The 24,166-nt window shown below is 71.7% G+C and carries 18 protein-coding genes; 11 read left to right on the top strand and 7 right to left on the bottom strand.

Going from position 1 to position 24,166, the window contains the following annotated elements:
• Nucleotides 1-44: 44 nt before the first annotated feature.
• The 5 genes from ACWIHY_RS02585 to ACWIHY_RS02565 all read right to left on the bottom strand — a co-directional run bounded on the left by ACWIHY_RS02585 (nucleotide 45) and on the right by ACWIHY_RS02565 (nucleotide 5,954).
• Nucleotides 45-1,088, bottom strand: a complete 1,044-nt coding sequence (locus ACWIHY_RS02585) for an ABC transporter permease (RefSeq protein ID WP_454373702.1) — start codon at nucleotides 1,086-1,088, stop codon at nucleotides 45-47.
• On the bottom strand, nucleotides 1,085-2,632 hold the full coding sequence (locus ACWIHY_RS02580; RefSeq protein WP_454373701.1) for a sugar ABC transporter ATP-binding protein: 1,548 nt from the start codon (nucleotides 2,630-2,632) through the stop codon (nucleotides 1,085-1,087). Before ACWIHY_RS02580 ends, ACWIHY_RS02585 begins: the two co-directional genes overlap by 4 nt.
• 141 nt (nucleotides 2,633-2,773) lie before the next feature.
• The gene (locus ACWIHY_RS02575; protein WP_454373871.1) at nucleotides 2,774-3,955 is read right to left on the bottom strand and encodes an ROK family protein; all 1,182 of its coding nucleotides are present in this window, start codon (nucleotides 3,953-3,955) and stop codon (nucleotides 2,774-2,776) included.
• 188 nt (nucleotides 3,956-4,143) lie between these two features.
• Entirely contained in the window at nucleotides 4,144-4,818 is a 675-nt protein-coding gene (locus ACWIHY_RS02570) for a GntR family transcriptional regulator (RefSeq protein WP_454373700.1), read from the bottom strand.
• 188 nt (nucleotides 4,819-5,006) lie between these two features.
• The gene (locus ACWIHY_RS02565; protein WP_454373699.1) at nucleotides 5,007-5,954 is read right to left on the bottom strand and encodes a beta-ketoacyl-ACP synthase III; all 948 of its coding nucleotides are present in this window, start codon (nucleotides 5,952-5,954) and stop codon (nucleotides 5,007-5,009) included.
• A gap of 162 nt (nucleotides 5,955-6,116) precedes the next feature.
• Here ACWIHY_RS02565 and ACWIHY_RS02560 point away from each other — a divergent pair, with 162 nt between their 5' ends.
• Genes ACWIHY_RS02560 through fdhD form a run of 5 tightly spaced genes read left to right on the top strand, consistent with a single transcriptional unit; the run spans nucleotide 6,117 to nucleotide 12,885 of the window.
• On the top strand, nucleotides 6,117-7,157 hold the full coding sequence (locus ACWIHY_RS02560; RefSeq protein ID WP_454373870.1) for a 2-dehydropantoate 2-reductase: 1,041 nt from the start codon (nucleotides 6,117-6,119) through the stop codon (nucleotides 7,155-7,157).
• Nucleotides 7,154-9,085 (top strand): molybdopterin oxidoreductase family protein, encoded by a 1,932-nt coding sequence (locus tag ACWIHY_RS02555; RefSeq protein ID WP_454373698.1) that lies wholly within the window; start codon nucleotides 7,154-7,156, stop codon nucleotides 9,083-9,085. Before ACWIHY_RS02560 ends, ACWIHY_RS02555 begins: the two co-directional genes overlap by 4 nt.
• Nucleotides 9,076-11,157 carry an NAD(P)H-dependent oxidoreductase subunit E gene (locus tag ACWIHY_RS02550; RefSeq protein WP_454373697.1) on the top strand — a complete coding sequence of 694 codons (2,082 nt, stop codon included), beginning with the start codon at nucleotides 9,076-9,078 and terminating at the stop codon, nucleotides 11,155-11,157. The genes ACWIHY_RS02555 and ACWIHY_RS02550 overlap by 10 nt, the downstream gene beginning before the upstream one ends.
• Nucleotides 11,154-12,011 carry a 2Fe-2S iron-sulfur cluster-binding protein gene (locus ACWIHY_RS02545; protein WP_454373696.1) on the top strand — a complete coding sequence of 286 codons (858 nt, stop codon included), beginning with the start codon at nucleotides 11,154-11,156 and terminating at the stop codon, nucleotides 12,009-12,011. The genes ACWIHY_RS02550 and ACWIHY_RS02545 overlap by 4 nt, the downstream gene beginning before the upstream one ends.
• Before the next feature lie 34 nt (nucleotides 12,012-12,045).
• Nucleotides 12,046-12,885, top strand: coding sequence for a formate dehydrogenase accessory sulfurtransferase FdhD (gene fdhD, locus ACWIHY_RS02540; RefSeq protein ID WP_454373869.1), 840 nt, complete (start codon nucleotides 12,046-12,048; stop codon nucleotides 12,883-12,885).
• Nucleotides 12,886-13,084: 199 nt separating this feature from the next.
• Here fdhD and ACWIHY_RS02535 read toward each other — a convergent pair whose 3' ends face one another.
• Both ACWIHY_RS02535 and ACWIHY_RS02530 read right to left on the bottom strand, forming a co-directional pair.
• Nucleotides 13,085-13,498 carry a (2Fe-2S) ferredoxin domain-containing protein gene (locus tag ACWIHY_RS02535; RefSeq protein WP_454373695.1) on the bottom strand — a complete coding sequence of 138 codons (414 nt, stop codon included), beginning with the start codon at nucleotides 13,496-13,498 and terminating at the stop codon, nucleotides 13,085-13,087.
• A gap of 124 nt (nucleotides 13,499-13,622) precedes the next feature.
• Nucleotides 13,623-14,672: a bile acid:sodium symporter family protein gene (locus tag ACWIHY_RS02530; RefSeq protein ID WP_454373694.1), complete on the bottom strand. Its 1,050-nt coding sequence runs from the start codon at nucleotides 14,670-14,672 to the stop codon at nucleotides 13,623-13,625.
• A 130-nt stretch (nucleotides 14,673-14,802) separates the two neighbouring features.
• Here ACWIHY_RS02530 and ACWIHY_RS02525 point away from each other — a divergent pair, with 130 nt between their 5' ends.
• From ACWIHY_RS02525 to ACWIHY_RS02500, 6 genes are all read left to right on the top strand, one after another.
• Nucleotides 14,803-15,681, top strand: coding sequence for a LysR substrate-binding domain-containing protein (locus ACWIHY_RS02525; protein WP_454373693.1), 879 nt, complete (start codon nucleotides 14,803-14,805; stop codon nucleotides 15,679-15,681).
• Between the two features lie 260 nt (nucleotides 15,682-15,941).
• Complete coding sequence (locus ACWIHY_RS02520; RefSeq protein ID WP_454373692.1) at nucleotides 15,942-17,741, top strand: AMP-dependent synthetase/ligase; 1,800 nt, start codon at nucleotides 15,942-15,944, stop codon at nucleotides 17,739-17,741.
• 113 nt (nucleotides 17,742-17,854) lie between these two features.
• Nucleotides 17,855-19,123 carry an ABC transporter substrate-binding protein gene (locus ACWIHY_RS02515; RefSeq protein ID WP_454373691.1) on the top strand — a complete coding sequence of 423 codons (1,269 nt, stop codon included), beginning with the start codon at nucleotides 17,855-17,857 and terminating at the stop codon, nucleotides 19,121-19,123.
• Between the two features lie 15 nt (nucleotides 19,124-19,138).
• Nucleotides 19,139-22,303: an ABC transporter permease subunit gene (locus ACWIHY_RS02510; RefSeq protein ID WP_454373690.1), complete on the top strand. Its 3,165-nt coding sequence runs from the start codon at nucleotides 19,139-19,141 to the stop codon at nucleotides 22,301-22,303.
• A complete protein-coding gene (locus ACWIHY_RS02505) occupies nucleotides 22,300-23,106 on the top strand; it encodes an ABC transporter ATP-binding protein (protein WP_454373689.1) in 807 nt (268 codons plus the stop codon). Before ACWIHY_RS02510 ends, ACWIHY_RS02505 begins: the two co-directional genes overlap by 4 nt.
• Before the next feature lie 47 nt (nucleotides 23,107-23,153).
• A complete protein-coding gene (locus ACWIHY_RS02500; protein ID WP_454373688.1) occupies nucleotides 23,154-23,990 on the top strand; it encodes an aldo/keto reductase in 837 nt (278 codons plus the stop codon).
• Nucleotides 23,991-24,166 lie beyond the last annotated feature (176 nt).

The raw sequence follows: 24,166 nt of genomic DNA, 5'->3' as shown, positions 1-24,166 counted from the left end.
GTGGGAGAGAAGTGGCGGGGAGGTGGGAGGAAGGCGGTGCGAGGTCAGGCCTCGCCGTCGCGCGCGGTGCGGCGCTGGACCAGTACGGCGGCGACGATGATCGCGCCCTTGGCGATCTGCTGTACGTCGCTCTGCAGGTTGTTGAGCGCGAAGATGTTGGTGATCGTGGTGAAGACCAGGACTCCGAGTACGGAACCGACGATGGTGCCCCGGCCGCCGCTGAGCAGCGTCCCGCCGATGATCGCCGCCGCGATGGCGTCGAGCTCGTACAGATTCCCATTGGTGTTCTGTCCCGAGCCGGACAGAATGATGAGGAGGAAGGCGGCGATTCCGCAGCACAGTCCGGACAGCAGGTAGAGGTAGAGGCGCTGGCGCCGTACGTCGATGCCGGCGAGCCTGGCCGCCTCCGCGTTGCCGCCGACCGCCACCGTGCGCCGCCCGAAGGTGGTGCGGTTGAGCAGCAGCCAGCCGACGACGGTGACGACCGCGAAGACCAGGACGAGGGGCGGTATGCCGAGGACGTACGAGTCCGGGATGCCGAGGTCGAGCACGGACTCGACGGTGACGATCTGGGTCTTGCCGTCGGTTATCTGGAGGGCGAGGCCGCGGGCCGACGCCAGCATGGCGAGGGTCGCGATGAACGGCACCATCCCGCCGTACGCGATGAGCAGCCCGTTGACGAGACCGCAGGCGAGGCCGACGACCACGGCCGTGAAGAGGATGCCCGCGAAGCCGTACTCCTGGGTCGCGAGCGTCGTCGCCCACACCGAGGCGAGCGCCACGATCGCGCCCACCGAGAGGTCGATGCCGCCGCTGGTGATGACGAAGGTCATGCCGACGGTGACGACGCCGATGACGGACGCCTGGGTGAGGACGAGCTGGAGGTTGCTGCTGTCCAGGAACTGTTCGGGCTTGGTGAAGCCGCCGACCGCGACGAGGACGGCGAGTACGCCGAGCAGCGACAGGTTGCGTACGTCCAGGCGCAGCCCGAGCCTGCGCCAAGCCGACTGCCGGGTAGGCGTCTTGGCGGTGGTGACGACCGGTCCGTCCTGCTGATGCCGCTGCGCCGGTGAGACAGGCTGCGTCATGGCGTCGGGCTCCCTTCCATCACGAGGTCGAGTACGCGGTGCTCGTCCAGCTCCCGGGCGGGCGCCGTGTGGACGACGCGCCCCTCCCTGAGCACCAGCACCCGGTCGGCGAGGCCCAGGACTTCGGGGACCTCGCTGGATACGAGAAGTACGGCGAGGCCTTCGTCGGCCAGCCTGCGGATCACGGCGTACAGCTCCGCGCGCGCCCCGACGTCCACGCCGCGCGTCGGCTCGTCGAGCAGCAGAACGCGGCAGCCGCGCAGCAGCCAGCGGGCGAGTACGGCCTTTTGCTGGTTTCCGCCGGAGAGGGTGCGGATGCGGGCGTCGGGGTTGTCGGGTCGCACGGACAGTTCGCGGGTGGCGGCCCGGGCCGCGTCGCGTTCGGCCGTACGGTCGAGCCAGCCGCCGCGCGAGAAGCGGGACAGGGTGGACACGGACACGTTGCGGGTGACGGATTCGAGCATCAGCAGGCCCTGGGCCTTGCGCTCTTCGGGGGCGAGCCCGATGCCGGCGCGAACGGCGGCGCGGACGCTGCCGGGGCGCAGCGGGCGCCCGTCGACCAGTACGCGCCCGGCAGTGGGTTTGCGCGCCCCGTAGATCGTCTCCAGGACCTCGGAGCGCCCGGATCCGACGAGCCCCGCCAGACCGACGATCTCGCCGGGGCGGAGGTCGAGGTCGAGCGCCGCGAACTCCCCGTTCCTGGCGAGTCCTTCGACCCGCAGGACCGGGCCGGCGGCGTCCGGAGCGCCGTCCGCGCGCCGCCGGGGGAAGACGTACTCGACGTCGCGGCCGGTCATCAGCGCGACGACCTCGCGCGTCGGGGTGCTCTTGGCGGGCAGTCCGACCGCGACCGCGCGTCCGTCCTTGAGTACGGTCACGCGGTCGCCGATGCGCCGGATCTCTTCGAGCCGGTGCGAGATGTAGACGACGGCGACGCCGTCCGCGGTCAGTCCGGCGACGATCCGGAAGAGGTTGTCGACCTCGTCGGGGTCGAGGGCGGCGGACGGCTCGTCCATCACGATGAGGCGTACGTCGTGGGAGAGAGCCCGGGCCATCGAGACGATCTGCTGCTGGGCGGCAGAGAGCGAGCCGACGAGGCTGCCGGAGTCGATCTCGGGGTGCCCGAGGCGCTTGAGCAGGGCGGTCGCCGACGCGCGGGCCTCCCTGCCGCGGATGACGAAGCCGGCGGTGGTGGGCTCGTGGCCGAGGAAGACGTTCTCGGCGACCGACAGTCCTTCCACCAGGTCGAGTTCCTGGTAGATGGTGGCGATGCCGAGGCGCATGGCGGCGATGGGTGATTTGAGGGTGACCGTGGCCCCCTGCCAGGTGATCTCACCGTCGTCGGGCTGGTGCGCGCCGGCGAGCACCTTGATGAGGGTGGACTTGCCGGCGCCGTTCTGGCCGAGCAGGCAGTGGACCTCGCCCGCCTGGACCTCCAGGTCCACGCCGTCGAGGGCGCGGACGCCGGGGAAGGACTTGGTGATGCCGGACATGGTGAGAAGAAGGGGTGGGGCTGCTGAGGCTGCTGGCGGTGGTGGTGCCATGACGGTTCCCCTCGGCTGGTGCGGCGGCCGGTGAGCGAGCAGGGCGGGAGCGGAGCAGGACGAATCCGGGCACGGCGAAGCCGGCCCTGTGCGGTGGTGCTGTTGCGGGTCGTACGGGGTCGTACGGGCGCCGGCCGGGGATCAGGCAGGCGAGAACAGGTGGTCGCTGATGAGCCTGGCCGCGCCGATCACGCCGGCGGCGGGCCCCAGCTCGCCCAGGACGATGGGCAGATTCCCGGTCGCGAGGGGCAGCGACTGGCGGTAGACCTGGGTGCGGACGCTGGCGAGCAGGGTGTGGCCGAGGCCGGTCACCCCGCCGCCGATCACCACGAGCCCGGGGTTGAAGAAGCTGACGAGTCCGGCGATGACCTGGCCGACGCGGTTGCCGCCCTCGCGGATGAGGTCGAGCGAGGTGGCGTCGCCCGCGGCCGCGGCCGCGGCGACGTCGACGGCCGTGAGCCGCCCCGCCGCTTCGAGCCGTGCGGCAAGTTCGGGTGAGCGGCCGGAGCGGGCCGCGTCCTCGGCGTCGCGGGCGAGCGCGGCGCCGCTGAAGTGGGCTTCCAGGCAGCCCTTGTTGCCGCAGGCGCAGGCGCGGCCCTCCGGTTCGACCTGGATGTGGCCGATGTCGCCGGCGCTGCCGGTCGTGCCCCGGTAGACCTCGCCGCCGACCACGATGCCGCAGCCGATGCCGGTGCCGATCTTGACGCAGAGGAAGTCGCCCACCGAGCGTGCCACGCCCGCGTGCTGCTCCCCCATCGCCATCAGGTTCACGTCGTTGTCGACCATGACGGGACAGCCCAGCTCCTGGCTGAGTGCCTCGCGTACGGGAAACCCGTCCCAGCCCGGCATGATCGGGGGCGCGACCGGCACACCCTCCGGGAAGCGGACCGGGCCCGGCACACCTATGCCCGCCCCGTCGAAGCCCTCGGCGAGGCCGGACGCCCTGAGCTTGGCCGCCAGGGCGAGGGCCTGCTCGAAGACCGCGACCGGCCCCTCCCGTACGTCCATGGGGTGGTTGAGGTGGCCGAGTACCTCCAGCTCCGCGTTGGTGACGGCCACGTCGATCGAGGTGGCGCCGATGTCGATGCCCAGGAAGCGCAGGGCGGGCGCGAGCCGGATGTTGTGCGAACGGCGGCCGCCGCGCGAGGCGGCGAGACCGTCGGCGACGACCAGTCCGGTGTCGAGGAGCCGGTCGACCTCGACGGCGAGTTTGGAACGGGAGAGATCGATCTGGTCACCGAGCTGGGCCCGGGAGTTGGGTCCGCCGTCACGCAGCAGCCGGAGCAGTCGCGCCTGATGCGCGTTCGCGGGTCGAGCCGTCATCCGTCTCACGTGCCCCTCCCTGCCTCATCGGCCGTTCTCCGTCGGGCTTTGGAGGGGAACGTAGCAGCGGCTGCCGGGAGTGGGAAGAAGTTGCGCAGGAATCCACTACAACTTTCTCCACACCGAGGACAAAGCTGGTTCCTCGGCGAAATGACCGCACGGTGCGGCGAGTTGGCCGACGCCTTCCGCTAGGCCACGCGCTCGTGGTAGGTCGTGCGGGTGTGTTCCGTATGGGCCCGCATGATCTCGGTGGCGCGCCGCTCGTCACGGTCCGAGATCGCGGCGATCAGCGCGCGGTGCTCGATCCAGGACTGCTTCCCGCGCTGCCGGGCGACCGGGGTGTAGTACCAACGGACCCGCCGGCCGACCTGCGCGGCCAGTTCGGTGAGGACGACGTTGCCCGCCAGTTCCATGACCTTGGCGTGGAACTGGGCGTTGAGCGACACGGCGAGGTCGACGTCGTCGTCCGCGACGGCCTGCTCGCCCTTCGCGCACACCTCTTCGAGCGCGGCGATGCCGGCCGACCCTGCGTTGGCGGCGGCGAGTCGGGCCGCCTCCGCCTCGAGAAGGGTGCGCACGGAGAGCAGCTGGTCGGCCTCCTCCTCCGTGGGCTCGTGCACGAACGCGCCCTGCGCGGGCCGCAGATCGACCCACCCCTCGGTGTTGAGCCGCTGCAACGCCTCGCGCACCGGCTGCCGCGACACGCCGAGGTGCCCGGCGAGCTCGCTCTCGATCAGGTGCTGGCCGGGGCGCAGGGCCCGGGTCGTGATGAGCTCGAGCAGCGCCTCGTACACGCGCTCACGGAGCGGTCCCGGCCTCTCCAGCTTGGGCACGGTCCCTTGCGGCAGTCCTGCGGACAACATCGCGGTGTCCCCCTTCGGGCCAACATCGACGAGCGCTGACGGTGATTGGTTATCGTCTACAGTCTACCGACCGCCGTCCTGCCCATGCCGAGATCCTCGTCACCCCCGGCGCGGGTACGGCCCTGCGGACACAGGCGCGGGCCCCGGCGCGACAGCGCCGAGGCCCGGGAATCACCGTACGGGGGCCGTCAGGGGCAGCGGATGACCTGGCCGGCGTACGAGAGGTTCCCGCCGAAACCGAAGAGCAGCACGGGCGCGCCGGACTCGATCTCGCCTCGCTCGATGAGCTTGGACAGTGCCATGGGAATGCTGGCCGCCGAGGTGTTGCCGGACTCGACCACGTCGCGGGCGATCACCGCGTTCACCGCGCCGATCTTCTGCGCGACGGGCTCGATGATCCGCAGGTTCGCCTGGTGCAGGACGACCGCCGCCAGCTCCTCGGGTGTCACGCCGGCCCGCTCGCACACCTTGCGCGCGATGGGCGGCAGCTGGGTGGTGGCCCAGCGGTAGACGGACTGGCCCTCCTGGGCGAAGAGCGGGGGCGTCCCTTCGATGCGTACGGCGTGACCCATCTCCGGCACCGACCCCCACAGCACCGGCCCGATGCCCGGCTCCTCGTCGTCCGCGCAGGCCTCGACGACCGCGGCGCCCGCGCCGTCGCCGACGAGCACGCAGGTGGTGCGGTCGGTCCAGTCGGCGATCTCGGCCATCTTGTCGGCGCCGATGACCAGGGCCCGGGTGGCGGAACCGGCCCGTACGGCGTGGTCGGCCGTCGCCAGGGCGTGTGTGAAGCCCGAGCAGACGACGTTGAGGTCCATCACGGCCGGCGAGACCATGCCGAGGCGGGCGGCGACGCGCGCCGCCATGTTCGGGGAGCGGTTGATCGCCGTGGACGTGGCGACCAGGACGAGATCGACGTCCGCGGGGGTGAGGCCCGCGGCGGCGAGGGCCTTGGCCCCGGCGTGCGCGGCCAGCTCGTCCACGGGCTCGTCGGGGCCCGCGACGTGGCGGGTCCTGATGCCGACCCGGCTGGTGATCCACTCGTCGCTGGTGTCGACGATGGCCGCCAGATCGTCGTTCGTGAGCACCTTGGCAGGCTGATAGTGCCCGAGCGCGACGACTCGTGAGCCGGTCATTGGCGGTTCCACCCCTCTTTGCGGACAGTCGGAACGGTCCAGTCTTCTTTGTGACTCACCGGTACGAGGGCAGGTGAACCGACAGGATTCGCTCCCGACTCTTTGGAGCTTCCTGCTGACGGCGACCCTTGACCCGCCCAAAGGCATACTGTAGACAATATTCTGTCGACCCCTCCTGCTCCCCCTTGCTCGGTCCCTCACCGATCGGAGAGCCCCGTGAAAGTCGCAGTTGTCGGCGCCGGAGCCATCGGCGCGTATGTCGGGGCCGCGCTCCACCGCGCGGGCGCCGAGGTCCACCTGATCGCCCGCGGCCCGCACCTCACGGCCATGCGCCGGGGCGGCGTACGGGTGCTCAGCCCGCGCGGCGACTTCACCGCGCGGCCCGCCGCGACCGACGACCCGGCCGAGGTCGGGCCCGTCGACTACGTCTTCCTGGGCCTCAAGGCCAACTCGTACGCGGCCTCCGGCCCCCTGGTGCACCCACTCCTGCACGACCGTACGGCGGTGATCGCCGCCCAGAACGGCATCCCCTGGTGGTACTTCCACGGCCTGCCGGGACCGTACGCGGGCCGCCGCATCGAGAGCGTCGACCCGGCGGGCGCGGTCAGCGCGACACTGCCGCCGGCGCGCGCCATAGGGTGCGTCGTGTACGCCGCGACCGAGCTGGAGGCACCCGGCGTCGTACGCCACCTCGAAGGCACCCGCTTCTCCATCGGCGAGCCGGGGCGTGAGGTGTCGCGCCGCTGCCTGGACTTCAGCGAGGCCATGCGGGCGGGCGGCCTGAAGTGCCCCGTCGAGCCCGATCTCCGCAACGACATCTGGATCAAGCTGCTCGGCAATATCTCCTTCAACCCGATCAGCGCGCTGGCCAGGGCGACCATGGGCCAGATCTGCCGCCATCCGGACACCCGCGCGCTCGTCGAGTCGATGATGCGCGAGACGCTCGCGGTCGCCGCCGCTGTCGGCTGCCACCCCGAGATCTCCGTGGCGCGGCGCATCGCGGGCGCCGAGCGCGTCGGCGACCACAAGACGTCCACCCTCCAGGACCTGGAGAAGGGCAAGCCGCTGGAACTCGACGTACTGCTCGCCGCCGTCGTCGAACTGGCGCGTCTGACGGACACCTCCGTACCGACGCTGCGCGCGGTGCACGCGCTGGCGGACCTGCTGGCCACCCACTCCTCCTCAGCTGGGAGCGCACAGTGAAGAAGAAGGACAGGCAGCCGAAGCAGTACCCGCGGCTGACCCACCCGCTCGTACGCGACGCGGCCGGCACGCTGCGGCGGGCGACCTGGGACGAAGCGCTGGAGCGGGCCGCGGCCGGCTTCCGGCGGGCAACGGACACGTACGGCCCGGACGCCTTCGCCATGCTGTCGTGCGCCCGCGCGACCAACGAGATGAACTACGTCGCCCAGAAGTTCACCCGGGTCGTCATGGGCACCAACAACGTCGACTCGTGCAACCGGACGTGCCACGCGCCGAGCGTGGCCGGTCTCTCGGCGGCATTCGGCTCGGGCGGCGGCACCTCGTCGTACGAGGAGGTCGAACACACCGACCTGATCCTGATGTGGGGCTCCAACGCGCGCTTCGCGCACCCGATCTTCTTCCACCACGTCCTGAAGGGCATCAGGAACGGCGCGCGCATGTACGCCGTCGACCCGCGCCGCACCTCGACCGCCGAATGGGCCGAGGGCTGGCTGGGCCTGAACGTCGGGACGGACATCCCGCTGGCCCACGCGATCGGCCGGGAGATCATCCACGCGGGGCTGGTGAACCGGGCGTTTGTGGACCGTGCGACGAGCGGATTCGCTCAGTACGCCGCACTGGTCGAACCGTGGACCCTGTCGGCGGCGGAGAAGGTGACGGGCGTTCCGGCGGCCGCGATCCGGGAGCTGGCGCGCGCGTACGCGACGGCCGAACGGGCCCAGCTCTGCTGGACGCTGGGCATCACCGAACACCACAACGGCACCGACAACGTGCGCGCCCTCATCAACCTGTCCCTGCTGACCGGCCATGTCGGCCGGTACGGCGCGGGCGTCCAGCCACTGCGCGGCCAGAACAACGTGCAGGGCGGTGGCGACATGGGCGCGATCCCGAACCGGCTGCCCGGCTTCCAGGACATCCTCGACCCGGTGGCGCGGGGCAAGTTCGAACGTACCTGGGAGACGGTCGTCCAGCCTCGGTACGGCATGACGCTCACGGAGATGTTCGAGGCGATGGAGAGCGGCGAACTGCGGGCGGTCTACTGCATCGGCGAGAACCCGGCCCAGTCGGAGGCCGACAGCGAACAGGCGATGCGGCGGCTGGCGGCGCTCGACCACCTGGTGGTGCAGGACATCTTCCTGACGAAGACCGCGCAGATGGCGGACGTGGTGCTGCCGGCCACGGCCGCGTGGGCGGAGACGGACGGCACGACGACGAACAGTGAGCGGCGCGTGCAGCGGGTGCGGGCCGCGGTGAAGCCACCGGGCGAGGCGCGCGAGGACATCGACATCATCTGCGCACTGGCCGGACGGCTGGGCCACGAATGGAAGTTCGCAGACTCGGAAGCGGTCTGGAACGAGCTGCGGGCGCTGTCGCCCGACCACTACGGCATGACGTACGACCGTCTGGAGGAACACCAGGGCCTGCAGTGGCCGTGCCCCGACACGGACCACCTCCCGTCCGGTTACCTGCACGCGCGGCTGTGGGAGACGGCCCCGGAGCGGCGGGGCCCGGCGGCGCCGTTCGGCCTGGTGGCGCACGATCCGCCGGTCGACCTGACGGACGAGAACTATCCGCTGCGGCTGACGACGGGCCGACGGCTCGACTCGTACAACACCGGCGTTCAGAGCGGAAGTTTCGCCTCCCCGCTGCGGCGCGGCGAGTACATCGAGCTGTGTCCGGAGGACGCGGCGGCGTACGGCGTCGAGGTGGGGGAGGAGGTCCGGGTCTCGTCACGGCGGGGCGCGGTGACCGCCCCGGTGTGGGTGGATCCGGGACTGCGGCCGGGACTGGCCTTCATGACGATGCACTTCCCCGACGAGGTCGACACGAACCAGCTCACGATCGAGGCGAACTGCCCGATCGCGGGGACGGCGGAGTTCAAGGCCTCGGCGATACGGATCGAGAAGCTGGTGCCGGCATGGACCTGAGGTACACGGACGCGAAGCCGTCGGACGACGAGCGGGCGGCGGTGGACGAGCTCCTGGGCCCCCCGGAATCGGGCTGGGAGGGCGCCGACCGGTCGGAAACCGATCTGCGGTGGGCGCGGGGCGGTGCGGCGGCACGCGACCGCCGTGACCTTCTCCTCCCGGCGCTGCACGCGGTCAACGACCGGGTGGGGTGGCTGAGCGAGGGCGCGCTGGACTACATCTGCCGCCGGCTGACGGTGCCGCCGGCCGAGGCGTACGGGGTGGCGACGTTCTACGCGATGTTCTCCGTGAAGCCCCGCCCGGCGAAGGTGCTGTACGTCTGCACGGATCTGGCGTGTGCGGCGCGGGGGTCGGCGGCCGTGTGCGCGGGCCTGGAGGAACGACTGGCCGCACCGGGCACGGCCGGACCGGGGGGTGCGGTGTGGCAGCCGAGCCCATGCCTGGGCCTGTGCGAACGGGCCCCGGCGGCGTTGCTGTTGCAGGCGGGGGCGGCACCGACGGCGGGCGGAGCGGCGGCGCCGCCCGTGGCGGCGACAGGTGACGGGCACCTGCCCACCACTCCTGCCCGCCCGAGGCCTCCGGCACTCGAGGACCCGGAGCACCCGACGACCGGCCCAGCCAGTCCGGCCCTCGACGACCGGGGGCCCAGGGGGCGCGGCCCCGTGGTTCCGGGAAGGGGCGGGGTGGGGGAAGAGCCCCCTGCGGGCACCGGAGCGTCAGGGGCCGGGGAGCGGCGGCGGGCCTTCGCCGTCGTCGCGCCGGCCACCGTGGACGGCCTGCTCGCGACCGTCGCCGCGCCGGAGCGCGCCGCCCAGGAGCCCCCGGCCACCACCGCCGTACCCCAGGCCGGCGACCCGGGCCTCGTCCTCCTGCGCCGGATCGGAGTCGTCGACCCGTACAGCCTCGACGACTACCGGGCCGCCGGCGGATACTCCGCCCTGCGCCGCGCCTTCGCCCTCGGCCCCGCCCGTGTCATCCGGGAGGTGCTCGACGCCGGTCTCGTGGGAAGGGGCGGCGCCGCGTTCCCGACGGGCCGCAAGTGGGAGGCGACCGCCCGTCAGCCCGACCGTCCCCATTACCTCGTGTGCAACGCCGACGAGAGCGAGCCCGGTACCTTCAAGGACCGTGTCCTGATGGAGGGCGATCCGTACGCCCTCGTCGAGGCGATGACCATCGCCGGGTACGCCACCGGAGCCCACCAGGGCTACCTCTACCTCCGCGGCGAATACCCCCGCGCCTACGAACGCCTCACACACGCCCTCACTCAGGCCAGGCTCCGTTGCCTCCTCGGCCCCGACGTGCTCGGCCACGGATACGCCTTCGACATCGAGATCCGGCGGGGCGCGGGCGCGTACATCTGCGGCGAGGAGACCGCGATCTTCAACTCGATCGAGGGGCAGCGCGGCGAACCCCGCAGCAAGCCGCCCTTCCCGGTCGAGAAGGGCCTGTTCGGAAAGCCGACCGCCGTCAACAACGTCGAGACGCTGGTCAACGTCCTGCCGATCCTCACCGACGGGGCCGAGGCGTACGCCCGTACCGGCACCGGATCGTCCACCGGGACCAAGCTCTTCTGCGTCTCCGGGCAGGTCGACCGGCCCGGGATCTACGAACTCCCCTTCGGCGCCCGCCTGCGCGACCTGCTCGGACTCGCCGGCCCGCCGCCCCGTCTCCGCGCCGTGCTTCTCGGCGGAGCGGCCGGCGGCTTCGTACGCCCGGACGAGCTCGACATCCCGCTCACCTTCGAAGGCACGCGCGCCGCCGGTGCCACCCTCGGTTCCGGCGTGGTCCTAGTCCTGGACGACAGCGTGGAACTGCCCGCCGTCCTGCTGCGCATCGCCGAGTTCTTCCGCGACGAATCGTGCGGGCAGTGCGTGCCCTGCCGCGTCGGCACCGTACGCCAGGAGGAGGCGCTGCACCGGATCAAGGACCGTACGGGCGCTGCCGCCGCCGGTGACATCGCGCTGCTCCGCGAGGTCGGCGGGGCCATGCGGGACGCCTCGATCTGCGGTCTCGGACAGACCGCGTGGAACGCCGTCGAGTCCGCCATCGACCGTCTGGGAGCCTTCGAATGACCGCCATCCCGCTGCAACCGCCCCGCAGGCTGATCGAGTTCACGCTCGACGGGACCGAGACCCGGGTCCCGGAGGGTGCGACGATCCTCGACGCCTGCCGGGCTGCCGGCAAGGACATCCCGACCCTGTGCGAGGGCGACACGCTCACCCCCAAGAACGCCTGCCGTGTGTGCGTCGTCGAGGTCGAGGGGGCCCGTACGCTCGCACCGGCCTGCTCGCGCCGGGCCGAGCCCGAGATGGTCGTACGTACGGACACCGGGCGCGCCCGGCGCAGCCGGAAGATCGTGCTGGAACTGCTCGCCTCGTCGACCGACCTCTCCACGACGCCGCGCGCCGCCGAGTGGATCAAGGAGTACGAGGCGAAGCCGGAGCGCTTCGGCCCTGTCGCGGCGCGCCTCAACGAGCAGCCCAGGATCGACAACGAGCTGTACGTCCGCGACTACGACAAGTGCATCCTCTGCTACAAGTGCGTCGACGCGTGCGGCGAGCAGTGGCAGAACACCTTCGCCATCGCCGTCGCGGGCCGCGGCTTCGACGCCCGCATCTCGGTCGAGCAGGACGCCCCGCTGACGGACTCGGCGTGCGTGTACTGCGGGAACTGCATCGAGGTCTGCCCGACCGGCGCGCTCAGTTTCAAGTCGGAGTTCGACATGCGTGCGGCCGGGACCTGGGACGAGGAGGCCCAGACGGAGACGACGACCGTGTGCGCGTACTGCGGCGTCGGCTGCAACGTCACCCTGCACGTGCAGGACAATGAGATCGTCAAGGTCACCTCGCCGCACGACAACCCGGTGACCCACGGCAACCTCTGCATCAAGGGCCGGTTCGGCTACCAGCACGTACAACAGCGCTGATCATGAAGATCACGAAGAAGTGGGACTGATCACCATGGGACGGGTCACCGAGCGCCGCCGCGTCATCCGCGTCAGGGACGGGGTGGTGACCTCCCGGCCGGACACGCTGGTCGCCGAGGAGCCACTGGAGATCCGTCTGAACGGCAAGCCGCTCGCCATCACGATGCGGACACCGGGCGACGACTTCGCGCTGGCGGCCGGGTTCCTGGTGAGCGAGGGAGTGCTGGCCGCCGCCGATGACGTGCAGTCGATCGTGTACTGCGCGGGGGCGACGGCGGACGGGGTCAACTCGTACAACGTGGTGGACGTGAAACTCGCCCCCGGCGTCCCGGTCCCCGACATCTCCCTGGAACGCAACGTCTACACGACGTCGTCGTGCGGCCTGTGCGGCAAGGCGAGTCTCGACGCCGTGCGGACGGCCACCCGCTTCCCGATCGCCGACACTCCCCCGGTCCGGCTGACGCCCGAGCTCCTCGCCGGCCTCCCCGACCGGCTGCGGGCGGCGCAGCAGGTGTTCGACAGGACCGGGGGCCTGCACGCGGCCGCGCTGTTCTCGGAAACGGGCGAGCTGCTCGACGTACGGGAGGACGTGGGCCGGCACAACGCGGTCGACAAGCTCGTGGGCCGGGCGCTGACGGACGGGCGGCTGCCGCTGTCCCGCGCGGTGCTGCTGGTCTCGGGGCGGGCGTCGTTCGAGCTGGCGCAGAAGGCGGTGATGGCCGGGATCCCGGTTCTCGCGGCGGTGTCGGCGCCTTCTTCACTGGCCGTGGACCTGGCGGCCGAGACGGGTCTGACGCTGGTCGGTTTCCTGCGCGGACCCAACATGAACGTGTACGCGGGCGACGAGCGCATCGCCCTGCACTCCGGGGTCTGACGCGCCCCGCGACACGGGATACGGGCCCGGTCGGCGGGGAGCGCCCCCTGCGCCGGCCGGGCCTCTCCGCGGGCCGGCGCGAGTCTCTTCGCTCCGGTCCTCGCAGCCCTGAGATCCGTCGCCGGGGCGGCGCGTCGCAGCGGCGGGACGGCGGCGGAGCAGGGCCCGGTCCGCAGGATGTACGGTCACCGGTTCCGCGTCACCGCTTCCCGCGCCGGGCCCGCTGCCTCGCCTCCGCCGGGGGCGGGATGAACTGGAGCGCGAGGGTGGCGGGGGGCTTCGCGACGCCGGGCCCGCCGGCCTCGACCCAGGCCAGGATGTCGTCCGTACAGTCGTCGTCCAGCGCCCATCCGACCCAGGCGGCGCGGCCGCCTCTGCGGCGGCCCTCGGTGGAGGGCTGGACGACCACGACGTTGGCCTGGCCGCACGGGCCGAGGCAGTCGCTGGTCCGCACGAGGAGCCGCCCGTCGGAAGCGGCGGCCGCGTCGCGCAGGCGGCGCAGCTGGCCTTCGTGGTCCGTACCGGGGTTCTTGCGGGCGTCGCCGCAGCAGCAGCCCCGGCACACGGTGAGGGCGCAGGGGCGGGGCCCGAAGGGACGTATCGCGGAGGTCACTTGACGATCTTGCCAGGCGGGGCCGGTGGGTCGGCAGCGCGGGGCGCGAGGGGTTCGTCACGTCGCGGGTGCGGTTGCGCGGGGGTACGGGTGCGGTGAACAGGGGGTTTGTTGGACGCTCGGTCTATCCCGCCGCCGTCACCGTTGCCGTCACCTGAGGCCCGGACGGCGGGCCCTCCCTCTCCGCCGGCACCGCGACCTCACGCGAGCGCCGTTTCGGCATCACCGCGCACACCATCAACTGCATCTGGTGGAACAGCATCAGCGGCAGTACGGCCGTCCCAGCCCCCGCCCCGAACAGCACGCTCGCCATGGGCAGTCCCGCTGCCAGCGACTTCTTCGACCCGGCGAACTGGATCGCGACCCGGTCCGCCCGGCCGAAGCCGAGCCGCTTCGCCCCGTACCAGCTCACCGTGAGCATTGCCGCGAGCAGCACCGCCTCCACCGCCACCAGCGCCCCCAGCCGGCCGGGGCTGGCCTGGTGCCAGATGCCCTCGGTCACCCCGTGGCTGAACGCCGTGTAGACGACGAGCAGGATCGAGCCGCGGTCGGCATAACCCAGCGCCTTCTTGTGCCGCACCAGAAACCCGCCGACCCACCGGCGCAGCGACTGGCCGGCCAGGAACGGGACCAGCAGCTGGAGAGCGATCCTCGGCAGCGTGTCCGCGGAGAAGACGCCGCCCGCGCCGCCGATCAGCAGCGCGGCGAGCAGCGGGGTGAGGACGATGCCGATGAGGCTGGAGAAGGAGCCCGCGCAGATCGCCGCCGGGACGTTGCCGCGCGCGAGCGAAGTGAAGGCGATCGAGGACTGGATGGTCGAGGGCACGAGGCAGAGGAACAGCAGGCCGGCGTACAGCTCGGGTGTGAGGACGTACGGGACCAGTCCCCTCGCCGCGAGCCCGAGCAGCGGGAAGAGCGCGAACGTACAGAGGAGGACGGTCAGGTGCAGCCGCCAGTGACGCAGACCGTCGAGCGCCTCGCGGGTGGAGAGCCGCGCGCCGTACAGGAAGAAGAGGAGCGCCACGGCGCCGGCCGAGGCCCCGCCGACAGCATCGGCGGCCGCGCCGGACGCCGGAAGCACCGTCGCGAGGACGACCGTCCCGATCAGCAGCAGGATGTACGGATCGACCGGCAGCCAGGACGGGAACCGAAACTGCGACGTGCGGCTGCTCATCTGCTCCACTTGCTCGCTCTCGGTCGGTACGTGCCCTCCCCATGTTCCACCTGGTACCGGCGATCGGGAATCCCGTACGCCGAACTCACTGCCATCGCGATCCGTGATGACCGCGCGCTACGCTCGCCGCATGTACGACCCTGCCCAGCTCCGTACGTTCCTCGCCGTCGCCCAGACGCTGAGCTTCACGCAGGCCGCCCGCCGCCTCGGGGTGCGTCAGTCCACGGTGAGCCAGCACGTGCGCCGGCTGGAGGAGGCGACCGGGCGTCGGCTCTTCACCCGCGACACGCACCGCGTGGAGCTCACCGAGGACGGCGAGGCGATGCTCGGTTTCGCCCGTACGATCCTGCGCGCCCACGAGCGGGCCGCTGCCTTCTTCACCGGGACCCGGCTGCGGGGACGGCTGCGCTTCGGCGCCTCCGAGGACTTCGTGCTGACCCGGCTGCCCGAGATCCTGGAGTCGTTCCGCCGCGAGAATCCCGAGGTCGATCTGGAGCTGACCGTCGAACTCTCCGGCACCCTGCACCGCCAGCTGGAAGCCGGCCGGCTCGACCTGGTCCTGGCCAAGCGGCGGCCCGGCGACACCCACGGCGAGCTGGTGTGGCAGTCGACGCTCACGTGGATCGGCGCGCCGTCGCTGCGTCTCGATCCCGGCCGCCCGGTGCCACTGATCGTCTTTCCGCCGCCCGGCATCACCCGGGCCCGCGCCCTCGATGTCCTGGAGGAGGACGGCCGTCCCTGGCGCATCGCCTGTACGAGCGGCAGCCTCAGCGGACTGATCGCGGCGGCCCGCGCGGGCCTGGGCGTCATGCCTCACACCCGGGGCCTGATCCCGCCGGGTCTGGCGCCCGTACCCGCGAAGGCGGGCCTGCCGGATCTCGGCGAGGTGGACTTCGTGCTGCTGCACGGCCGCCGGCGGGCCGCCGCCCAGGACGCGGCGGACGCGCTGGCCGCGGCGATCCTCGCGGGCGGCGACCGGCTGCACCGGCCGCCGGGCGGACGACGGTGACGCTTCGGAGCTGACCGCCTGAATAATGCGTAGTACACGTACAGATTCCGTGGAGATTCCCGCGCGCCTTACTTACTCCACGGTCAGGAGTGCGCCCGCACCTTCCCCCTGTGACCGCATTTCACCTGTTGAGCTGTGCATATGCACAGTAATTCGGATTCCGCGACCCCCTGCCGCGTTCAGAAACCTTGGGGTAGCGTCACGGCGCTGTGCGGAGCGTCACAAGGAGCAGGTCATTGCGCGAGTTCACTGTCCCACCCATGGCGACGGCGCCTCAGGTCGGCGGGCTGGCGGACGTCGTCTTCGATCACGCCGAGCAGGACCCGCACCGCGTCGTACTCGGGCGCAAGGGCCAGGACGGGCTCTGGCACCACGTGTCGGCGGGCCGGTTCCGTGACGAGGTTCTGGCCGTCGCCAAGGGGCTGCTGGCCCACGGCGTACGGTTCGGCGACCGGGTCGCGATCATGTCCCGTACCCGCTACGAGTGGACCCTCTTCGACTTCGCGTTGTGGACGGTCGGGGCTCAGCCCGTGCCGATCTATCCCACCGCCTCCGCCGACCAGGTCTTCTGGACCCTGTACGACGCCGGGGTCACGGCCTGCGTGGTCGAGCACGAGGACCACGCGATGACCATCGGCTCGGTCGTCGACCGGCTGCCGATGCTCAAGCGGCTGTGGCAGCTCGACGCGGGCGCGGAGGCCGAGCTCGTGCAGGCGGGCACGCACATCGACGACGACGTCGTGCACCGCCACCGGCGCGCGGTCACGCCGGATTCCGTGGCGACCGTGATCTACACATCGGGGACCACGGGGCGGCCCAAGGGCTGTGTGCTCACGCACGCCAATTTCATGTACGAGACCGACACCGTGCTGGCCCGCTGGGAGTCGGTGTTCCACTCCAAGCCGGGCGACGAGCCGGCCACGCTGCTGTTCCTGCCGCTCGCGCATGTCTTCGGGCGGATGGTCGAGGTCGCGGCGGTGCGCGGCGGGGTCAAGCTGGGGCATCAGCCGGTGCTGGCGGCGCATGCGCTGATGCCCGATCTGGTGATGTTTCGGCCGACGTTCATCCTGGCCGTGCCGTACATCTTCGAGAAGGTCTTCAGCGGGGCGCGGCGCAAGGCGGAGGCGGACGGGAAGGCCGGAGCCTTCGACAAGGCCGTCGAGGTGGCGGTGCGGTACGCCGAGGCGCAGGAGCACCGCGCGTTCGGCACCGGACCCGGGCCTTCCGCCGCGCTGCGGCTCCAGCACCAGTTCTTCGAGAAGGCCGTGTACGCGAAGGTGCGCGAGGCCATGGGCGGGCGGGTGCGGCACGCGATGTCCGGCGGTTCGGCGATGGAGCGGCGGCTCGGCCTGTTCTTCGCGGGCGCCGGCGTGACGATCTTCGAGGGGTACGGGCTGACCGAGTCGACGGCGGCCGCGACCGCCAATCCGCCCGAGCGCACCCGCTTCGGCACGGTGGGGCTGCCGCTCCCGGGCACCACCGTGCACATCGCCGACGACGGTGAGATCTGGCTGCACGGCGGCCAGATCTTCTCGGGTTACCTGAACAACCCCAAGTCCACCGACGCCGTTCTGCACGACGGCTGGCTGGCCACAGGCGACATCGGCGCGCTGGACGAGGACGGCTATCTGACGATCACGGGACGGAAGAAGGAGATCCTGGTGACGTCGGGCGGCAAGAGCGTGTCGCCGACGGGGCTCGAGGAGCGGATCCGGTCGCATCCACTGGTGGCCCAGTGCATCGTCGTCGGCAATGACAGGCCGTACATCGCAGCGCTCATCACGCTCGACCAGGAGGCCGTGGACCACTGGCTCCAGATGCGCGACAAGCCGCCCCTGAGCTCGGCCGACCTGGTGCGGGACCCGGATCTGGAGATGGAGGTGCGGCGTGCGGTGGTGGCCGCGAACACGCTGGTCTCGCAGGCGGAGTCGATCCGCACGTTCCGGATACTGGCCCACCAGTTCAGCGAGGAGCACGGGCTGCTGACGCCCTCCCTCAAGCTGAAGCGCAAGGCGATCGAGGCGGCGTACAAGGTGGAGGTCGACGCGCTCTACCGGTGACGCGGGTACGGATTCCGTAGAGTTCTGACGGGTCGTCATTTTTCTGTGCGTCAGTTATTGACGGTTCGTCAGGTCACTCACAGAATGCGGGCATCCCACGGGAGGGGCCCACTGTGTCGCGACCGATCCGCACCATCGCCGCAGCTGCCGCAGCGCTGCTGTTCGCCACCGCCTGCAACTCCGCGTCGACCGGCGCCTCCGGCGACGACGCCACGGGGAAGGACGGCGGCTCCGTACGCGGAGTGAGCGCCGGTACGGTCAAGGTCGGCGGCATCGTCTCCATGACCACCGCGAGCGGGTACTCCAAGAAGGACACCGACCTCGGCGCGAAGGCCCGTTACGACCGGGCGAACGCGGAGGGCGGTGTCAACGGGCGGAAGATCGACTACCTGGCGGCGGAGGACGACGGGCAGGACCCCGCGAAGAACCTGGCGGCGGCGCGGAAGCTCGTCCAGCGGGAGAAGGTCTTCGCCATCGCCCCGATGAGTTCGGTGACCTTCTCGGGCGCCGACTTCCTGGAGCAGCAGAAGGTGCCGACGTTCGGCTGGGGCACGCTGCCTTCGTTCTGCGGGCCGAAGCACATCTACGGCTTCAACGGGTGCCTCGTCCCCACGCCCGGAGGCACCCTCAACCAGACCTGGCCCGAGGGGCTCGCCAACCTGCTCGGCGGGACCAGGGGCAGATCGGTGGCGCTGCTCGCCAATGACAACGACGCCGGCAAGTTCGGCATCCGTACCTTCACGCAGGGCTTCAGGGCGGCCGGCTACGAGGTGTCGTACGCCAAGGCCGTGGTGCCGGCGACTTCGGTGCCGAGCGACTGGTCTGCGTACACCAAGGAGATCCTGCGCAGCGACGGCGGGAAGGCACCGGACGTCGTGATCTCCGTGATGCAGACGCCGTACAACATCGGCCTGTTCACGACGCTCAAGCGCGGCGGCTTCAAGGGCGTGCTGTCGGACCCGACCGACTACGACCCGGGGCTGCTGGCCAAGGACGCGACGCGCCAGGCGCTGGACGGGGTGCATGTGCTGGTGCAGTTCGAGCCGTTCGAGTCGGACAGTGCGGGGATGCGGCAGTTCAAGGAGGACATCAGGAAGGCGGCCGGCGGCAGGGATGTGCCCCTGAACATGCACATGGTCACCGGATACATGTCGGCCGATCTCTTCCTCGCCATCGCGCAGAAGGCGGGCAGGAACCTGACCGTCGAGTCCTTCCAGAAAGCGGCGTCGTCGTTCTCGGACAGCGGGACGCTGGTGGGTGACCGGAGCGAGCCGAAGGGACAGCGGGAGAGCTTCGGCTGCGGGGCGCTGGTGCGGCTGAAGGACGGGCAGTACGAGGTGTCGTCGCCGTTCAGGTGCTATCCGCCCGTCCCCTTCGGGTAGGGGTGGGCTTCCCGCATGGGTGATCTGCTGGGTTTCGTGCTGAGCGGGCTGGTCTCGGGTGCGCTGTACGCGCTGCTGGCCACGGGACTTGTCCTCTCGTACTCCGCTTCCGGGCTCTTCAACTTCGCGCACGGCGCGACCGCCTATCTGTGCGCGCTCGCGTTCTACGAACTGCACTCGGGGTTCGGATGGCCGGCCCTGCCGACGGCGGTGCTGCTCGTGTGCGGCGTCGCACCGGGGCTCGGGTGGGGGCTCGACCGGCTGATGTTCCGCAAGCTCGCGCGGGTCGGCGAGACAGCGCAGATCGTGGCGACCGTCGGACTGCTCGTCGCGCTGCCGGCGGCGGGGCTGTGGGTGGTGGAGCTGCTGGCGGACGCGGGGGCTCCGGTGCTGCCCGCGGAGAACCAGTTCGGGCTGCCGGGGGTCGGGCCGAGCCCGGCCGCGTCGTGGCAGCTCGCGGACGGTGTCGGGATCGACTCCGACCAGCTGATCACGTGGCTCGCGACGGCCGTGGTGGCGGTGGGGCTGTGGGTGCTGATGCGGCACACCCGGCTCGGGCTACGGCTACGGGCCGCCGTCGACAACCGCACGCTGGTGGAGCTGCGCGGCATCAGCGCGGACCGGCTGTCGTCGGTCGCGTGGATGCTGTCCTCGGGGCTGGCGGGTCTCGCCGGCGTCCTGGCCACGCCGCTGCTCGGGCTCTCCGCCCACGACTACACCCTGTTTCTGTTCGTGTCGGCGACGGCCGCGGTGCTGGGGCGGTTCGCGTCCGTCCCGCTGGCGTTCGCGGGCGGGCTGGGGCTGGGCGTACTGCAGAACCTCACGGCGGGGTACGCGTCCTTCGCCGACGGCATCACCGGATTCCGTACGGCGGTCCCCTTCCTGATCCTCTTCGCGGGACTGCTGGTCATGACGCGTCGGCGGCGCGCGGCAGGAATGTCGGCGGTGGACACACCGCCGGTCGACTACCTGGCGGGGCGGTCGTGGGGACGGCGGTGGGGGCCGTGGGCGGCGGGCGCGGTACTGATGGCGGTGGCCTTCTATACGGTCACGACGCCGTTCTGGAGCGGGATGCTCGCGCAGGGGCTCGCGATCTCGCTCGTCTTCATCTCCTTCACGGTCGTGACGGGGCTCGGCGCGATGGTCAGCCTGGCGCAGGCCACATTCGTGACGTGCGCGGCGCTGGTCGCCGGGCTGCTGATGAGCCACGGCTGGCCGTTCGCGGCAGCCGCGCTGGTGGGAACCTGCGGTGCGGCGGTACTGGGGGCACTGGTGGCCCTTCCCGCGCTGCGCCTGGGCGGCCGCTCGCTGGCACTGGCGACGCTGGCCCTCGCCTTCCTGGCCGACCAGGTCCTGTTCCAGCTGCGGTGGCTGAGGAACGGTGACACGGGGTGGGAGATCCCGCGCCCGGTGGTCGGCCCCGTGGACCTGTCCGACGACCGGGCACTGGGCGTGGCGCTGGTCGTGCTGGTGACGGCCGCGGTGGCCTCGCTGAGCGCGCTGCGGAACTCGGCGTCGGGGCGGGCGATGCTGGCGGTACGGTCGGCTCCCGAGGCGGCGCTGGCATCGGGTGTCTCGGTGATCCGCACGAAGCTGACGCTGTTCACGCTGTCCGCGGGGATCGCGGGGTTCGGGGGTGTGATGCTGGCGTCGTACAACACCCGCGTCACGGCTACAGACTTCACCGCGATGACGGGGCTGATCTGGCTGGCGGTGGTGGTCGCGGCGGGCGTGCGGCGGCCGCAGTTCGCGGTGGTGGCCGGGCTCGTCTTCGCCCTGGTCCCGCACCTGTTCGCGGAGTACGTCACGGAGTCGGCCCAGCTGCCCGTCATCCTCTTCGGCCTGGCCGGCCTGGCCCTGGCGAACGACCCGGACGGCTACTGCGCGGCGGTCTCGGTACGGAGGCACCGGAGACGGACGGCGGCAGCGGTGGCGGCGAACCCGACGGCTGGTGCGCGGGGCGGCGCGAGGGTTGGCGCGCAGGCGGCTGGGCGGACACATGACACACGGGGGACGGCGAGCGACGCGACACCGGGCGCGAGCCCCACGCAGCCGGGCGTGACACCGGGCGCGGGTCTGGACGCGGCGGGGCCGGCACCCGTTGCCGGTGCGGGCCCCGCCCGGCCAGGCCCGTCACCGTGTGCAACGGCGCCGGATGCCGGGCCCGGGGCGGGGCGGGGTGCGGCGCCCGCTCCGGGTTCGGGGGCCGGTGGTGGCGGGCTGCTTCCCGCGCCTCGCGCCTTCCCGGCTCCTGACGGCACGGCGCGACCGGCCGGCACCCCCGCCGTCCCACCGTCCGAAGGCGCGTCCGACGACGTACCGGCCGTGCGCCGTGGGCGTGTGGCACGGGCAGTCGACGGCTTCGACGGGTTCCGGCGCGGGCAACGGCCGGGCGGAAGCCCGTCCGTCGGCGCGACGGGGACGGGAAGGACCGCCCCCGCGCTCTCGCTGCGCGGGGTGCGGGCCGGATACGACGGGGCTTCCGTTCTGCACGGGGTCGATCTGACCGTACGGGCAGGGGAGATTGTCGCCCTCCTCGGGCCCAACGGGGCCGGAAAGACGACCACTTGCCAGGTCGCCGCCGGGCTGCTCGCCCCCACCGCCGGCGCCGTCCGCGTCGGCGACCGCGACGCCACCCGGGACGGCGCGGTACGGCGTTCGCGCGCGGGGGTCGTCCTCGCGCCCGAGGGGCGCGGGATCTTCCCCTCACTCTCCATCGAGGAGAACCTCGCCCTCCGACTCCCCGACCCGTCCGCCCGCGAGGCCGTGTACGAACGTTTCCCCGCTCTCGCCGGCCGGCGGCGCAACGTCCCCGCCGGTTCGCTGTCCGGAGGGGAGCAGCAGATGCTGGCCCTCGCGCCGCTGCTCCAGCTCCCGCCGGCCGTACTCGTCGCCGACGAGCCGTCGCTCGGCCTCGCGCCGCGCGTCGTGGACGAGGTGTTCCGCCTGCTCACGGAGTTGCGCGAGGCGGGCACCGCTCTGCTGCTGGTGGAGGAGAAGGCCGCCGAGGTGCTCGGCATCGCCGACACCGTGGCGTACCTGGCGCAGGGACGCGTCTCCTGGTGCGGGCCGCGCGAGGACGTGGAGGCCGACCGGCTCACCGAGGCGTACCTGGGCATCGGGACAGGGGCAGGGGCAGGGGCAGGGAACGGCGACGCGGCGGAGGTGTCACCCCCATGAACGGGCCCAGCAGCGACACATACGTACTCGAGGCAGCCGGCATCGGTGTCCGCTTCGGGGGCGTCACCGCCCTGGACGGCGTGCGCATCGGCGTCCGCCCCGGCGAGGTGTGCGGCCTCATCGGCCCGAACGGAGCGGGCAAGACGACCCTGTTCGACGTCCTGTCCGGCATCCGCCGCCCCGACACCGGCCGCGTCCTCCTCGACGGTACGGACATCACCCGCCGCTCCCCCGTGTGGCGCGCCCGTCACGGCATGCGCCGCACGTTCCAGCGCCGGCAGCTCTTCGGCCCGCTGACCGTCGCCGAACACCTCCTGGTCGCCCAGGAGTGGCGCGGCGGCGGTGGCGGCCTGGCCGCCGATCTGCTGGCGTCGCCCGCCCGGCGTACCCGTGAGGCCGCGCGCCGCGACCGCGCCACCGCCGTTCTGCGCTCGTGCGGACTCGACGCGCTGGCCGGGCAGTACGCCGGGGCGCTCCCCGTCGGCCGCGCCCGGATGGCCGAACTGGCCCGCGCCGTGGCCGACCTGCCCCGCGTCCTGCTGCTCGACGAGCCCGCGTCCGGCATGTCACGGGAGGAGGCCCGGCAACTTGCCGACGTCATAAGGCGGTTGGCAGCCGAGGAGAACTGCGCCGTGCTGCTCGTGGAACACGATGTCGCCTTCGTGATGGAGCTCTGCTCCCGTGTCGTCGTCCTCGACCTCGGCGCGGTTCTCGCCGAGGGCGGCGCCACCGAGGTGCGGCAGGACCCCGCTGTCCGTGACGCGTATCTCGGCACGGTCGCGGGAATGCGCCGGGCCCCCTGATCGTTGACGCTGGGAGTACCAACCGACGACGTAAGGATCGATCGCTCGTGAGCAAGGCCCCCTCCCTCACCCTGAACAACGGCGTCGAGATGCCCCAGCTCGGCTTCGGCGTCTGGCAGGTGCCTGACGACGAGGCCGAGAAGGCTGTCGGCACCGCCATCCAGGCCGGGTACCGATCCATCGACACGGCCGCGATCTACGAGAACGAGACCGGCACCGGAAAGGCCATCGCCGCCTCCGGAGTCGCTCGCGACGAGCTGTTCGTCACGACGAAGCTCTGGAATTCCGAGCAGGGGTTCGACTCCACGCTGCGCGCCTTCGACGATTCGCTGGCGAAGCTCGGCCTGGACTACGTCGACCTCTACCTGATCCACTGGCCGCTGCCCGTCAAGGACGCGTACGTGGACACGTACAGGGCCTTCGAGAAGATCTACGCGGACGGCCGCGCCCGGGCGATCGGCGTCTCCAACTTCCTTCCGGAGCACCTGGAGCGCCTGATCGGTGAGACCTCGGTCGTCCCGGTCGTCAACCAGATCGAGCTCCACCCGCAGCTTCAGCAGGCGCAGTCCCGTGCCTTCCACGCGCAGCACGGCATCGCGACCGAGGCCTGGTCGCCGCTCGGCCAGGGCAAGGGCCTGCTCCAGGTACCGACGGTCGTCGCCGTCGCGCGCAAGCACGGCAAGACCCCGGCCCAGGCGGTGCTGCGCTGGCACCTCCAGACCGGGAACGTCGTGATCCCCAAGTCCGTGACGCCGTCGCGGATCGCGGAGAACCTCGACGTGTTCGACTTCGAGCTGGACGCCGACGACCTGGCGGCCTTCGCCGCGCTCGACGAGGGCAAGCGTCTGGGTCCCGACCCTGCGACCTTCGACTCCGGCGCCTGACGTACTGCGCCTGACGTCCGACGCCCGGCCTCCGGCCGCGCGACGCGGCCAGAACGGCGAAGAGGCCGAAGACGGCGCCAACCGGCTTCCTCCGGTTGGCGCCGTTCGCCGTGAGCGGGTCGGAGCGAGCGCGCCGCGCCGCCCTCGATGCCGATGCTCTCCCCGTTGACGTACGC

This window comes from Streptomyces sp. NPDC055287 (assembly GCF_053646035.1).
Note: the sequence above shows the minus strand (reverse complement) of the source record. Positions and strands in the feature narration are given on the sequence as shown.